General features: G+C 48.1%; 14 protein-coding genes. 8 read left to right on the top strand and 6 right to left on the bottom strand.

The genetic code is table 11. From position 1 onward, the window contains the following. Positions 1–2: 2 nt before the first annotated feature. Together YERSI8AC_RS07490 and YERSI8AC_RS07485 are read right to left on the bottom strand one after the other, a co-directional pair. Positions 3–1,415, bottom strand: a complete 1,413-nt coding sequence (locus tag YERSI8AC_RS07490; protein WP_027959646.1) for an ATP-binding protein — start codon at positions 1,413–1,415, stop codon at positions 3–5. Next, the gene (locus YERSI8AC_RS07485) at positions 1,412–2,074 is read right to left on the bottom strand and encodes a response regulator (RefSeq protein ID WP_027959647.1); all 663 of its coding nucleotides are present in this window, start codon (positions 2,072–2,074) and stop codon (positions 1,412–1,414) included. The genes YERSI8AC_RS07490 and YERSI8AC_RS07485 overlap by 4 nt, the downstream gene beginning before the upstream one ends. A gap of 291 nt (positions 2,075–2,365) precedes the next feature. On the opposite strand from YERSI8AC_RS07485, the gene YERSI8AC_RS07480 reads away from it, so the two are divergent. From YERSI8AC_RS07480 to YERSI8AC_RS07455, 6 genes are all read left to right on the top strand, one after another. After that, positions 2,366–3,583 (top strand): glycosyltransferase family 9 protein, encoded by a 1,218-nt coding sequence (locus YERSI8AC_RS07480; RefSeq protein WP_009288071.1) that lies wholly within the window; start codon positions 2,366–2,368, stop codon positions 3,581–3,583. A gap of 49 nt (positions 3,584–3,632) precedes the next feature. After that, a complete protein-coding gene (locus YERSI8AC_RS07475) occupies positions 3,633–4,010 on the top strand; it encodes a diacylglycerol kinase (protein WP_231500697.1) in 378 nt (125 codons plus the stop codon). Then, positions 3,992–4,678: a phosphatase PAP2 family protein gene (locus YERSI8AC_RS07470; RefSeq protein ID WP_035538510.1), complete on the top strand. Its 687-nt coding sequence runs from the start codon at positions 3,992–3,994 to the stop codon at positions 4,676–4,678. Before YERSI8AC_RS07475 ends, YERSI8AC_RS07470 begins: the two co-directional genes overlap by 19 nt. A 24-nt stretch (positions 4,679–4,702) precedes the next feature. After that, positions 4,703–6,370: a phosphoethanolamine transferase gene (locus tag YERSI8AC_RS07465; RefSeq protein ID WP_009288070.1), complete on the top strand. Its 1,668-nt coding sequence runs from the start codon at positions 4,703–4,705 to the stop codon at positions 6,368–6,370. A gap of 75 nt (positions 6,371–6,445) precedes the next feature. After that, positions 6,446–6,814, top strand: coding sequence for a hypothetical protein (locus YERSI8AC_RS07460; protein ID WP_027959652.1), 369 nt, complete (start codon positions 6,446–6,448; stop codon positions 6,812–6,814). Positions 6,815–7,043: 229 nt separating this feature from the next. Then, positions 7,044–7,835 (top strand): hypothetical protein, encoded by a 792-nt coding sequence (locus YERSI8AC_RS07455; protein ID WP_009288069.1) that lies wholly within the window; start codon positions 7,044–7,046, stop codon positions 7,833–7,835. A 6-nt stretch (positions 7,836–7,841) separates the two neighbouring features. Here the strand turns inward: YERSI8AC_RS07455 and YERSI8AC_RS07450 are convergent, their stop codons facing one another. Together YERSI8AC_RS07450 and YERSI8AC_RS07445 are read right to left on the bottom strand one after the other, a co-directional pair. Beyond that, positions 7,842–8,051 (bottom strand): AlpA family phage regulatory protein, encoded by a 210-nt coding sequence (locus tag YERSI8AC_RS07450; protein ID WP_027959653.1) that lies wholly within the window; start codon positions 8,049–8,051, stop codon positions 7,842–7,844. A gap of 300 nt (positions 8,052–8,351) precedes the next feature. Then, positions 8,352–9,089 (bottom strand): YagK/YfjJ domain-containing protein, encoded by a 738-nt coding sequence (locus YERSI8AC_RS07445; RefSeq protein WP_009288068.1) that lies wholly within the window; start codon positions 9,087–9,089, stop codon positions 8,352–8,354. Between the two features lie 1,278 nt (positions 9,090–10,367). On the opposite strand from YERSI8AC_RS07445, the gene YERSI8AC_RS07440 reads away from it, so the two are divergent. Next, complete coding sequence (locus YERSI8AC_RS07440) at positions 10,368–12,050, top strand: hypothetical protein (protein ID WP_009288067.1); 1,683 nt, start codon at positions 10,368–10,370, stop codon at positions 12,048–12,050. Between the two features lie 300 nt (positions 12,051–12,350). Here the strand turns inward: YERSI8AC_RS07440 and YERSI8AC_RS07435 are convergent, their stop codons facing one another. Then, a complete protein-coding gene (locus YERSI8AC_RS07435; protein WP_027959655.1) occupies positions 12,351–13,628 on the bottom strand; it encodes a Y-family DNA polymerase in 1,278 nt (425 codons plus the stop codon). Beyond that, the gene (locus tag YERSI8AC_RS07430; protein WP_027959656.1) at positions 13,625–14,071 is read right to left on the bottom strand and encodes a LexA family protein; all 447 of its coding nucleotides are present in this window, start codon (positions 14,069–14,071) and stop codon (positions 13,625–13,627) included. Before YERSI8AC_RS07430 ends, YERSI8AC_RS07435 begins: the two co-directional genes overlap by 4 nt. Positions 14,072–14,226: 155 nt before the next feature. Between YERSI8AC_RS07430 and YERSI8AC_RS07425 the strand changes: the two genes are divergently transcribed. After that, positions 14,227–14,568, top strand: coding sequence for a hypothetical protein (locus YERSI8AC_RS07425; RefSeq protein ID WP_027959657.1), 342 nt, complete (start codon positions 14,227–14,229; stop codon positions 14,566–14,568). Positions 14,569–14,634: the final 66 nt, after the last annotated feature.

The raw sequence follows: 14,634 nt of genomic DNA, 5'->3' as shown, positions 1-14,634 counted from the left end.
AATCAGCGATCCTGATGTTGGTTTTGCTCCCACACCACACTGACCGCCAGGCCATTGGGCGTACGGTTCCTAAGCGTAAGGTGTGCGTTCTGGCGCTGAGCCAACTCCGAGACAATCGATAAACCCAACCCGCTGCCGGTGGTACCCTGGCCAGACGCGCGCCGAAAGCGCTCAGTGACTTTATCCAACAGTGCCTCGGGGAGGCCGGGGCCAGTGTCACTCACCGTGAGTTGAGGCAACCCCTCCCAAAGCGCTAACGCTACCTCCACTTGACCGCCTTCCGGGGTATAGCGCAAGGCGTTATCCAGTAGGTTACGAAAGAGAATTCCCACCTCGACTTCGTCGGCGCGAACTTCCAGACGGGTTAAGCCTGTTAGCCTCAAGTGCTGATCTCGCTCTTCAGCGAGTGGCCACAGCTCGGCTATCAATTCAGCAATAATCGGATAGAGGTCAATAGTGGCCGGTGAGGTTGTGGCAACTTGATCCAAACGAGCCAAAATGAGCAGCTGTTCTACCACCCGTTGAAGCCGCTCAACCCCGACATAAGCCTTTTGTAATGATTGCTCTCCCCCTGCCTGCGCATTATCTAAGTGGATTCTCAGCGCTGCCAAGGGCGTGCGTAATTCATGGGCTGCATCTGCGGTAAATCGCCGCTCACGCTCTAACGTGGCTTTCAACCGGGCGATAAAGTCGTTTAGTGATTGGCGTAATCCATTAAGCTCTTGAGGAACCGGATTATTGATTTGACGCAGGTCGTGGGCGGAGCGACCTTGTACCTGGCTGGAAAGTGCTTGGATGGGTGCAACACCCCGCCGGATAACTCTACTCATCAGCCAAAGAAGGAGTGGCAGCAACAAGAGCATCGGCAATAAATTGTTCCAGGTGATGCGCTCCACCACTTCATCATGAAACGAACCCCGTAGTCCCATGCTGATCCAGGTATCGCTGGCAACATCGAACATGCTGAAAACCCGCCAGCGATGACCATCGTAGCTTTCCCAGCGAAAACCCTCCTCTAAAGGCGCGGGGAAAGGCCCTGCATCACTCCATTTGCCCCCTAATAGCCTGGGTGAGCCATCGGCATTCCAAAAACCCAGTACTAATTTAAGCTCTTCCTCGTGGTAAAGCTTGGGACCTGATTCAGAGCTGCTCATGGGGACTGCTTTACCGTCACGATATAGCTGAGCCGGATGTTCTGGTAGGCCCATGCGTGAAGCCAGGCGAGCATAGTCATCAATGGTCGCGTTTGGATCGAGTTGACCAGCCACAATCCGGCTATGCAGACTGAGCTGTGTATCGAGAATTTCTTCTAGCTCGTGATCGGTAATTAAGTAAGCCGCGGTAACGGCCACGCCCCCAGCGACAACCATGGTAATGGCTAGCGTGCGAAGCAGATAATGCCGTATCGATCTCATTGCGCCTGGCTATCCAGTCGGTAGCCAATCCCCCGCACGTTAATAATCAGATGTTTTTCAAGCTTTTTACGCAGATGATGAATGTGAACTTCCACCGTATTGGACTCTACCTCTTCGCCCCAGCCGTAAAGCAAATTTTCTAAACGAGGCCGAGATAGCACCCTGTCCGGGTGCCTAGCGAGCTCTAGCAATAAGGCATACTCGCGCCGACCCAACTTGACGTCTTTACCCCGCCAACTCACCGCATGGCGGGCTTCATCAATACTCAACGCCCCCAGCGTCAATATTTGCGAGGCACGCCCCTCAGCACGTCGCATTACGACACGCAAGCGGGCGAGTAGCTCCTGCAAATTGAAAGGCTTGAGCACATAGTCATCCGCCCCCGCATCTAAACCGCCAATCCGGTCTTCCATCGCATCACGGGCCGTCAAAATAAGAATCGGCAGAGTAGATTGCTCTCGGAGTAAATTCAGTACCTGCATACCGTCCATATCGGGCAGCCCAAGATCCAAAATAATCACGCTGAAGGCCTCGCTGCCGATAGCGCTGATTGCCTCGCGGCCAAGCATGAACCAATCGACCGCGTAGCCCTCGCGCTCTAGCGCCGTCTTGATGCCATCCCCAAGCAGGGGGTCATCTTCTATTAGTAGTGCACGCATGCTGATTCCCTCAATCGGCAAACCGCTATCTTGGCTACCAAAACTTAAGCTTTTCTTAAATAGAGTAACTTACTTCTCAACAAGCAACCTCATCTAAATCCAACCAGCAAGCCCACCACCCTATTTTTTAAATTTCTTACGCAGTTTAACTCTTCTTTAAGTTATTTAGACTCAAGCTGCCTCTTTCGCCATAGGCAAAGCCAAAGCAGTGCCTTCACTGGCGGTCATTTTTAATGTTCTGTCGCTACCGCGGGCAGGTCATTTCCTATTAACTTAACAGAGCGCCAGCGTATGCACTTACTAACACTTATTAGAACAAACGATTATTTAAAAATAATGGCCCGTTTTTTAGAAAAAAGAATGAAGCGTTATTTAATGGGAGGGATGCGTCTTATTCTCAAAGCGCCTGCTCCAGAAACCATTGACAGCCTTGTGGGCATAGAAAGAATTCTAATTATTCGCCCTAACTTTCGTCTAGGCAATGCGCTAATCAGCACCCCCATCATCGATGCTTTGCGTGACCGTTTCCCTTCCGCTCGCATAGACTATTTAGCGACGGATAAAACATGGCCACTGTTGCAGCAAAGGCCGGTTGATCATTTTTATTTACTGTCGAGAGCCGCTATTCTGCGTCCTTGGCAGTGTGTGACACTATTACGACGCTTACGAGCACAACGCTATGACCTGGCGGTACAAGTGAGCGGAGGATCAACGAGCGGCTTTATCGTGACCCGGTTAATAGGGGCACGGTACAGCATGGGTTCACGTAAAGGTCACCAGCGCTGGTACAGCATTGAGGCGGAAGGTAAGTCATCACATGCCTACGATGCCATCGTCAACTTGACGCGTCCGCTCGGTGTTGACTGCCGTAACCGGCCATTGCTCCAGCTAACAGAGCAGGAACGCAATCAGGCAATGACGAAAATACATCAGCTTGTCAGCCTTCATAGCGATCATCCATCAGATACAAATTTTATTGCCATCTTCGTAGGTGGGCATCAAAACAAACGCTGGCCGTTGGCATTTTGGCTACTGCTCATTGATGCTATGGAAGCCCAAAAAATACGTCATGTTGTTTTTCTTGGGCCCGAAGAGTTTAGGCTTCTAGCACCTATTAAGCAGCGTTTGAAGTCATCACTTTATGGCAGCTTATGCGCACCGCTTCCTATCCGTCACTTTGCCGCTGTTCTAGTGCGGGCGCGGTTACTCGTGACGCCAGACTCAGGGCCGATGCACTTAGCGGCAGCACTCGATGTCGCCACCATTTCCCTAGTACGACAGAAAAAATCACTCGCCTTCGTACCACGAGAAGCCTATGACACCATTCTTTGGCGCCCAGAGATAAGCACGGTTATAGAAGCTATACGCGCTACTCTTGACGGACAAAACGCAACGGCTCCCGTTCAATCGGCATCGGTAACAAGCCAACCAACACAATGGGCAACACCGCCACCCAGTGCTGACCATTTGTATTCTAGCCCTAAATTAAAGCACATAACTGTTCGTTAAGTTTTGCACTTTATAGTGATCCCTCTATTACGTTATCGAGTGTACTATTTTGCCTATCTCAACGTCGTCAAAACCTAATGGCACGGGCGTTAAACGCATCTTCCGCGCTTCTATAAATGCAGCATCAGGTTTGAAATCTTGCTGGATAAATGAATCTGCCTTTAGACAAGAGGTGATGCTCTGTCTCATCCTCTACCCTTTTGTATTTTTTGTTAATGTCACTTCCGTAGAAAAAGCGTTGCTGTTTTCTTCACTCACCCTTGTAGTGATAGTGGAACTCATTAACTCCGCCATCGAAAGCATTATTGACCGTATTGGACTAGAACATAACGAACTTAGCGGGCGTGCTAAAGACATGGGGGCTGCCGCCGTCATGATGACCATTTTTATGATGATGGGTGTATGGCTATGCGTGCTGCTCTACTAAATGTTTTCAAACCCGTAGCATCCGCATGGCTTTTATTTCTAATCGCCATGTCGGTCTTCAGTATTTTAAAAATAGATTTTACGATAACTGATTTTATATATCGCTTTCAGGGTAATGCCTGGGTGTGGAAAGATACCTTGATTACCCAAGATGTTCTTCACAAAGGCGGTAAATGGCTAAGCTTAGCGATGGGTTTAGTCACACTCCTCCTTTTGATACTAAGCACCGTGGTAACTCGTCTTAAAGCGTATCGCACGCCGCTTTTATATCTTTTTTCCGCAACGCTTCTTTCAACGCTGCTTGTCGCAACGATTAAACACCTAGTGAACATGGAATGCCCTTGGGATTTAGTTCGCTATGGTGGGGCACGCGACTTTATTGGCTTGCTCAGCATACGGCCTTCCTCAATGCCAGCGTCCGCCTGCTTTCCCGCCGGGCATGCCAGCGCAGGGTATACCTGGATAGCCCTCTACTTCTTTTTTGCCGCCATACGGCCCCACTGGCGATGGGCAGGGCTTGCACTGGGCTTAGGGCTTGGCCTTACGTTTGGGATCACTCAACAGTTCCGCGGGGCGCACTTTCTCTCCCATGACCTCTGGACCGTCATGATTTGTTGGACCGTAAGCTTTGTCCTTTCAAGATTCTTATTACCCCCCAGCGTTCATTAATCTTTTCATATAGAGAGCCTTTCAATGCCCCCTTTGCTGTCATTGCCTTCAAAAATTGTAGGCACCGCTTGGCATTATCGCCCCACATTAAGTACGGAGCAGCTTGTCTTATGGGGTGTTGTCATATTCAGTGTTTTTTACAATGTCCCTTTTTGGCAACAAGCCTTTGCTGGCTATGACCCTCTTGCCGTCCAGACGTGGCTAACCTTTGCCAATATGTTTTTGGTGATGACCTGCCTTAACTATTTGATCTTCGTGAGCCTTGCTTTTCGAACGCTGGTAAAACCTTTATTAACCTTGCTGTTTCTGATTGCCGCCTTTGTCAGTTACTTTACCAGTTACTACGGCACCTATTTTGACACCTCCATGCTAGACAATGTGCTTCAAACGGACACTAACGAAGCACAGGAACTTCTCACCGCTGGTTTACTGATTCATTTGGCAATCTTTTTTGGCTTGCCTACCGTCATGATTTGGCGCGTTAAAATCACACCGTCAACCTGGAAGAAGGCAGTGTTGCGTCGCTTAGCTTATTGCCTTGCCAGCACTGCTATATTGCTGTTAGCAATTTTCTTATCTTACCAAGAAGTGTCGTCACTCATGCGCAACAATAAAGAGCTACGCTACTTGGTGACCCCAGGTAATTATATTGTTTCGATGGCGCAGGCCCTTTCGAGCCAACACGCTTCCGCGAATACGGTGCGTTCCCCGGTGGGTGAGGACGCCAGTATCAGTTCACAAGCGGGTGACAAACCCAAACTGCTCGTCATCGTGGTGGGCGAAACGGTACGGGCGGCGAATTGGGGGTTAAATGGTTATGAACGCCAAACCACACCCAAACTTGCCCAGCAGCCTGACGTTATCAATTTTTCTGATGTTTCCTCATGCGGTACAAGCACAGCGGTCTCATTACCCTGCATGTTTTCATTACCAGGGCGTGCCGATTACGCTAAATCGTATGCTCAGCAATATGAATCCTTGCTGGACGTATTAGCCCACGCCGGGTTAGAGGTCACCTGGCTTGATAACCAGTCAGGCTGTAAAGGTGTCTGCGACGGAGTGACGACAGAAGCGCTCTCGCCAGAGAAGTATGCTTCTTTGTGTCAAGATGGGCGATGCTTGGATGAAGCACTGGTTCAAGCCTTGACCACGCAAATTAGCGGTACCTCAGTTGATCAGGTTGTTGTGCTGCATCAGCTAGGCAACCACGGCCCCAGCTATTACCAACGCTACCCTGATGACTACGAACGTTTTGTTCCCGCTTGCACCACCGCTGATTTAGCCAAGTGCTCAAGAGACGACATTACCAACAGCTACGACAATGCCATTCTGTATACCGACACTGTGTTGGATCAGGTGATTGAGATGTTAAAGCGTCAGGAAGACTACGCAACTGCGATGATCTATCTCTCTGATCATGGTGAATCACTGGGCGAAAAGGGGCTTTATTTGCACGGCATTCCCTACGCCATTGCCCCCGACGAACAGACGCATGTGCCTATGGTTTGGTGGCTTTCCAACTCATTTTCAAAGCAGCGAAGACTCGATACGGAGTGCTTACGCCTAGTCTCTGATCAAGCCGCTTCCCACGATAACTTATTTCACAGCGTGCTGGGATTGCTTGGCGTAGCAACGGACGTATATCAGCAGGCAGAAGATATTAGCCAAACGTGCCGGAGCCTCGCCAATTAATGAATGCTTAAGTGATCGTTAAGTATTGCATGTCAAGCTGTTCTCCATTCTGCTCAATTATTCTGGTGTATGCACATGGTTTTATCGCTACTATTGGACTCCAACCAAGGTTTTTGGAGACGGCTGCTACCCAAAAAAAAGGCAACAGCAGGAAGCTTGGTAGGCGGTGTCGATACCTCTATTCTTTTTGCTAAATGGCTTTCCTTTAGAGCCAGCGTTGTTTTAATTACTTTACTAGCGACTCTGCTGTGGCTAACCGGTATTGAAAACATCGAGATCATCATCGGCGTATTAAGTGTAACGTCAAATGGAATATCACAGTTATTTGAACGCTATTTTTCTGTCAGTGTATTGAAAATGGTTGAAAATGATTTGACAGATACGCTAGACGCATTGGGAATTGCAGGAGTTGGAACCTTAATAATTTTATATTTATTAGGGTAGCGCACCTAATAAGTACCCTCAACGCCAACTCCATAAAATAATCATCCTTGGTAGTCCAGTATAAGGCCTGGAGGTGTCTACGAAACCTGGGGCGATTCAGTATCGACTAGCCGTTCTAAATTAGTTATTTAAGCGTGATGAGTCAAACAGCCTCATTGATATTGCACAGCCATCAATCGCTAACACAATCCATTACCTTCTCCGTTCATACAGAAGAGAAAATAACCGCATGTCACAAACAAAAAACCCGCTCCCTGATAAGCATTATATTAAAGAGGATAACGAAGCCTCACATTTAGCTGGGAGCATGATGGCAGTGCCTGACATCTTTTCCGCTTTTTCCAAGTTGCCGTTGAGAGAGCGCATAGAGCAATTCAAGCAACAACTGAGTGAAACTTACCTATTCTTGTTGAATGGTGCCCCTGAGACAAAAGAGCTCTCGGATGAAGCATGCCAGGAGCGCTTTTTGGATGAGTACCAAATTTCCCTAGATCGTTTAAAAGATAATATTAGCGCTACCAAATGCAAAAACATCATTTGCCACTCACTGCCTACTACCCATAGCACTGAGGTTAGCAACCTCTTTCCCGTAGCATTCATGTGGATCGTGTGTGCAGATCTCCTTGAGCAACATGGCTTTCATGAAAATGCTTGGTCATCGTTAATCGAGTTTAAGAATATCGAGCATCAACTTGGACAAGCACTGGCCACAGAAGAGAAGCTGCAGAAAAAAGCTTATTCTCAAAAAGCAGGTGGACAAGCCTATAAAGATTACTCGAACCTGAAATACAGCTTTATTGATTTGCTTAGAAACTCTCCTCCTATAGGGGGTTGGAAAACACTCGAGTCCGCTGCTCACGAACTAGCTGAAAAGGTACTAGCAGAGCATGAGAACAGCGAACATCGAGCAAGATATTCAATTAAAAAGGAAAGAGTAGAGACGAAGCTCAACACTTGGTTAAGAGATGTTAATGGTGAGTGTAGAGCAGCATATGACGAAAATGCCGCTAAACATCGCTGAAACTCATTACGCTTGACGGCTCATCAGCCACTCATCCACTTGATTTTCAAGCCACCCGACAGAGGCTGCGCCTAACCTGATGGGCTTGGGAAAAGTTGCATCGAATCGAGGCGACTTGGGGTTCATTTTTTCATAGATTGATGAGCGGCTGATACTGAGCTTTTGGGTCATTTGCTTCATGCGCAGGACAATGCGATTACGGTGGCTGTGGGTCATGGCTTAACTCCTTTCGGTTGATATGTGAATGATAGAGAGCCGCCACTACCACCGCAATTCGAGATGCTAGCTATGGAAATAATAGCTTTTAATGCTTATTTAAAATAATAAAACCCCTTAATTTCAAATACTTATTAATTATTTATGTTTATGGGAAAGAATACTCACCCTTTAGAAGCACTTTAGAGGTGGGTATTGCATGGCTCACCGCGATGAAAGCTAGCACCAAACCAGACGCTTACTTAAGCAGTACTGAATGGAAGCAAAGTGTCACCGGATAGGCACTTATTGTTCGTCTTATCACACTCTCCTGTGTAATGGTTTTTGACTAGCACCAAAGCAGTGAACCCATTGACCGAGGGGTTTGCTGTGGTACTTGCAGAGATAGCTAGCTACGTACATCACCTCCGCAAAGCTATAGGGATCGTTTCTATGCAGCATGCAGAGGAAATATTTATTGGTACGTCTACCGTGTTTCCACTTTTTCACTATCTCGACAAGCCCTTTATTTTTATATATTGGGAGTTCAAGCGCTTGGCTCCACGCGCGAATAGCCGCATGAATCAAGGTATTGTCTTGGTATCCTCCCCACGCGGACTCCTTACTGCTCCCTAGTTGTTGAAATGCATTCCCATTCAGCAAAATAAGCAAGTGGTAGTGCGGCTTATCGCTGTCTTTTTGCTCTCGGCACCACACATTGCGAAAGTTTGTACTGTGGATCTGTGATTGATGTTTTAGCCTCAATAAGGCTAACTCCTCCTCATAATTATCCAAAAAACGCCGTATATATGTGTTCAATACATGCAAAGTGTTAGGTGGCATATCGTCGGGAAAGCGAAGATCTAGTCGGAAAACGAATGTTTTGTTCTGCATTTCACAGACGTATAGCAGAGCGTCGTAGGTGCTTTCCAAATAGTTTTCGATAAGAGGACCCTGTCGCGTAAGTACTTCACAACCACGGTAGTAGCATTCGTAGAAAAACTTAAGCTTCATATTTTCAGGAACCCGCTTGCGCAGTTTAAGGCTAACAGTTTTCATAGTTGTACCAGGCTATCAATGAGACATGCATACGCAGCGGCTTAAAGGCCGTGAGTAATGGCGTCTTTAAAGGGAGGAACCAGGAAGCGGTGCAACGCTTCTGGGAAGGCGTAATGATTAACAGAAACACCACGCTCATCCTGGCGTGGTTGTGCAATTAACTATGCCGCTATAGCTTCGTTAGTCTAGGTCGTGAAGTTGGTTGGATAGGCTGCTGTTTTATTGAGGAAATCGTCGGCTTGTTGGCCTCCTCTTGGTGGATGGCTTTTCGCTTCTCTACACCCCTTATTTATTCTCTAAATGAACATATATATTACCTATTACCTAAACAGCTAAGTGGAAACAATATGTCCTCAGCCGCTCTGCGCCTAGCTATCGATCTCACGCAAGTGGCTAAAATACCAAAGCAAAAAGTCCATTTTTCTTACTCGAACAATGGCGACCCAACTGGGCGCGCAATGACTCAGAATATGACTCTTCCCAGTAAAACTATTTTTGGATAAGTGTATAACGACAACAGAATTTTCTTTCCCTGAGTATTCTTAACCCTGGGCACGCTAATGTCCTTTTTTAAAAAAAAGGTAAGGCTTACTCCACGTGGCCAGTGACGATTTTACTGGGCAGGCTTTTATGCATTCCCTCCCTCAAAGGTAATCTTACAACCAGCCTGACCGGTTCTTTTAGCCTACCTCCTTAATATGAGTGATGCTGCCGTTTACAGGACACGTGCGCAATCCGCCAGTACCGCATCGGCCAGAACATCGGTGCGCTGGTAATGAAATAGGAAACCTACGCGACATATAGCCGATAGGTCAGCTTGTCCAGTACAGGCGGCCACCGGAACGAGAGCAATTTTAATGCGATGATCTATCTGATTGGCAGCCCAGTGTTACCTTCAGATGAGAAAACCCTACACGTATATAGAACTCTATATAAGCACAGCTTTCAGACTCATAGCTTTTATTTATAACTGCTTGAATTATGTTCATGCAGTAATCTATCCATCGGTGTCCAACCAAGTTTAAATACTTCTTTTACCATCCAGCAACAAATAAAACTCGATATTAAAAAAAGTCATTAGACACATTAATTAAATCTGATAAATTTAAACTTATTGCCTTATGGATTAAATTTAGCGAAAGAGAGGTTTTTTTAAAAGACATCATGGATCAGTTTCTATGCATAACTTTCTGTTCATCACCATGATATAAAACATGCGGAGTAATGATTACTATGAACAGCACGCGCCCCTGCTAATAAAACCAAGGAACCAACCTAATGACATATGATAGTTTTCATTCTCAAGAACATGCTTTGGACGGCATACTTCTTTCCAACCAACCTTCTCACTCCCAACAAGCTGATCAGCCTATTTCCTCTGTAGGTGCATCACTGGGGCATTTAATGCCGTCTATACCCCGCACCAGACGACTACCCAAGCTTTGCAATGCCAATCTCGTCAGGGAAATTATTCACCATTATTATCGACTAGCCATAGACCCCAACGGGGTTAATTTCCTCTTGCCACATTCATCAGGTCCCGTGCTAATAATGGAAGCAGAGATGATTGCACCGATCATCAAAAAAATTGTTGCTGAAAGCAGTAATCGTGATGTTTCTGACAAAAACATCCAAAATGCACTAGATATTATTCGCTTCAATCAAGCTGATTTTCGAACTATCGGCAACGGCCGAACTTGGCTGGGTGAAAGCAACGAACGCTTTATTGAACTAGGTGGCGAGGTGATGATGTTCCCCTCGGGGCATGAATCAATGGTTCGCCCCCAACAACACTATCCTTACTGGCAGCCCATCAATAGTCGCCCCTACAGCGAGTTACACACGCATGGGCGCAGTGCAGACCTGAACGTCATGGAGACTTACGTGGCGCTACCAAAGGATCGAGAGCTGTTAATTTACACATATATGGTGTTGTGCCTAATGCCAGAACGACAACAATTAGCTTTAGAGCTCACGGGAGAGCCTAAAAGTGGCATGTCACTACTTCAACGCATCATCAAAAACTTAGTTGATCCAGTGATTAAGGAAACTGCAATACGTGATATACCCACAACTGTGAAAAAAGTAAACCGGCTTGCTTGGCAGCATCAAGTCATTAGCCTAGAAAACGTTGAAGCGCCTTTGAGTGCAGTAGTACAGCGTCGCTTGTTTGAGTTGCTCTGTACCACTCAACTAGAATGGAGAGCAAACGACGGTAATGAGACTACATCCAGTTTGGATGTGTCACGCCCTTGCGTTCTAAGCAGTTTAGAACCAGTTATTTGTCATGATGAATTAGCTGAGCTCACTTTGAGTCTAGAGATGCCGTCCCCCTCTATTGCTAAACCACGTGAGACTTACCGGATAAAAACTCGTCATGAAAACCTGACACCGATGGATCAGACTTGCGCTTTCAGCGCACTGCTTACACTGCTTGGCAAGGCACATGCCAATATTGACCAAGTGAGATTAGAACGAGAAGTGCCGGGCAACTGGCAAGACTTCTGCCGAATTGGAATGATTGTTTCCGATAGTTTGGTCGGGAACTCAGAAGGCTTCTGGACACAGTATCAGGCGTATCGTAGTGATCGGCTCTGCGAGATGACCGAAGAGGAACCGGTTGCTCAAGCTCTCATTAAATATCTTAAAATCGAGGCCATCACGGAAGCCGTTGAAAAACCAACGGGAGTGTGGCTCGCCATTTTGACAAAATATCGGCCGAGTTGCACTTTGGGTAGCCAATGGCCGCGTGAGCCCCGTGGCCTTGGCGCAGCGTTCAAGCGAGCTGCCTCACTGCTCAATGCCCAAGGGATAATCTGCTATAGCAACGGTAAACGTGGCTCGAAGCGCCACTGGGTGATCGGACCCACCCCCTCTCCCCACAGTATTTCTGTGAGCAATGGACAAACATCAGGCAGCGAGCATTCGGTGCTAGGCTGTGAGGAAAGGGATTTCTTATGAATGTTATTCAACTTTTTTATAAGTCCCTCGAAGACACAGCACGTTGCCCAATGCACTATTGACGTGCCTTACAACGCGAAGTTCTTGATGGAGTATCCACGACAAGACGACGTTCGCTGCCAAGAATTTCGTAAATTGCCAACCTATATGGTGTTTTTATGATTTTTTTGCTCTCAACGTCGTGACGTCGTGCTTAAGGGTCCATCCTTACGGCACTTTGGTCACACCGATGTTTTCTTCATCAACTTTATCAATAGTTTAATTTGTTTAGCATGGCAAAAATATAAACCGATGCTTGATCTACTTAACGACCAGAAGCTCGTTCCACTGTGTGGTGTACCGCGGCGTACGTCGTTCACTGCGCAGCGCCCATGCATTGCCTTTACGGGGTAGACCAAGCTGTACCGTTCCTTTACCTAGTTCACGATTGAGCTTATCCATCGTCGCCATCAGCCGTTCACTGCGTTTAGCCTCTTCGTCGGTTTGCGGGGTTTCAGTGAGGGTAAGCTGTCGGTTGGCCTTAGGTGAAAGGTCGAGCAGCATCAGACCTGCTTTATGGTAGGCGTAGCCCTTGCGCCAGAGACGGCGTAGGCCTTGTACCGCTGAGGCGATGATATCGCGGCTATCATCGGTGGGCCTCTCTAGAGAGACAACCACACGTTGTTGATATTGCGGTAAGTCAGTACGGAATGGGTTGGTTCGCAAAAACACCATCACGGCACTGGTTACACTTTGCTGTTTGCGCAGCTTTTCTGCTGCCCTCGCGGCGTGATGCCTTAAGGCTTCGCGTAAGTCATGGGGGTTGCCGGTAAGCCTGCCGAATGAACGCGACACCATGATTTGTTTTTTAGGTAGACTCATGTCATCAAGCTGGATGGCGGATTGCCCGCGTAGCTCCCATACGATGCGTTCCTGAACCACACTAAAGCGCTGCCTAATACGCTTAGCGTCTGCCTCACGCAGATCCCATGCGGTATCAATACCCATTACGCTTAATCGTTCACCGGTACGGCGTGCCACGCCCCACAGCTCGGTTACCGGCAACTGTTTTAGCAATGCTTTGGTCGCTTCACTATCAGCGGTTAGCTTACATACGCCATGCTGCTTGTAGGCAGGATGTTTTTTAGCCGCTTGATTCGCCACTTTGGCGAGTACGCGGGTAGGTGCAAACCCCACGCACACGGGAATGCCCGTCCACTGTCGAACGGTATCGCGCATGGCTTGGCCCCGCGCCTCCAGCGAATCTGGGTCAAAGCCCTGAAACCCGACAAAGCTTTCATCAATGGAGTACACCTCCACATGGGGCGAAAACTCGCCTAGCACCTCAGTTACCCGCTGGGACATATCGCCGTATAACGCATAGTTACTGGATAGCAGCACAGCCTGGCGACGAATCGCGGGCGGTAACAAGTGCATGGCCGTCCCCATCTCAACACCCAGGGCTTTGAGTTCGTTGCTACGGGCAACGACGCAACCATCGTTATTCGACAGCACCCCTACCGGACGCCCTTCCAGCATTGGATCAAAAACGCGCTCGCAACTGACATAAAAGTTGTTGCAGTCAACGAGTGCAATCACGGCAGTGCCCTCAGCAGATTGTGAATCACGTCGGTCACTACACCCCATACTTGGGATTCGCGTCCATCAAGGGGAATCGGCTTAAAATTGGGGTTGCTTGCTTTGAGGTAGGTACGCTGACCAACGCGCTCCAGACGCTTAACAGTCATTTCCCCATCTACGCAGATCACCACAATCCGACCAGGCAGCGCTTCCAGGCTGCGATCCACCACCAATAAGTCCCCAGGGTGGATGCTGTCTCCGATCATTGAATAACCTTCGGCACGAGCAAAATAGGTCGAGGCTGGGCGTTTAACGACGTAGCGGTGCAGATCTAGCTCGGTATCCAAGTGATCATCGGCGGGCGAAGGAAATCCCGCGCGCACGGCGGTTGAATAGAGCGGCAAGGGTAGTGACGAGGCCATGGTGTCTGCGCGGCCCAGGAGTGAAACGTTCGATGACATAATAGGCTACCTATTTTACTGTATATATGAACAGTATCAGTAAAGGAGTTTCATGAAGCAAGCACTCAAAGGTCAAAGCCAAAAAATTACAGACCTATATCACTCCTATGAATCCTGCACACGGGATCACTTTGACACCTATAGGAGTGTTGTTTATGTCCCCGCCTTGCCTGCGCTGTGCAGCCCCATGCACGCTTAACTTTGAAACCGCCCAACGTATCGGCACCGTTGGCGGCAGCCTTGTCGGCGCTGCCATTGGCGCGTGGCGCGAGTCCTATACCCTAACGTCCCCTTTATCGATGGCCTCAACCCGCTTCCCGTTAGCCAAACTGCCCACTGCCGTGATGGGTGCTGTGTTCGGTAGTCAGGCAGGCTCGCGCGTCGCAACCCAATTTTTCACCCAGAAATTGCCACTCGGTGAAGGAGTTTCCTGGCTATGCATATCGTGTGGTCATGCCTTCCGGCAATTACCCCACTCCTACACTTCACCTCGTTAATTCGTCACCATTAATCGACTTACCCCTAACTTTCCAACCATAAAGCGCTGGCGATTTTCGTCAGCG

It is taken from the genome of Halomonas sp. 113 (assembly GCF_904067645.1).
Classification (GTDB): Bacteria; Pseudomonadota; Gammaproteobacteria; order Pseudomonadales; family Halomonadaceae; genus Vreelandella; species Vreelandella titanicae.
The sequence above is the reverse complement of the archived record's forward strand: the minus strand, read 5'-3'. Positions and strand labels throughout refer to the sequence as shown.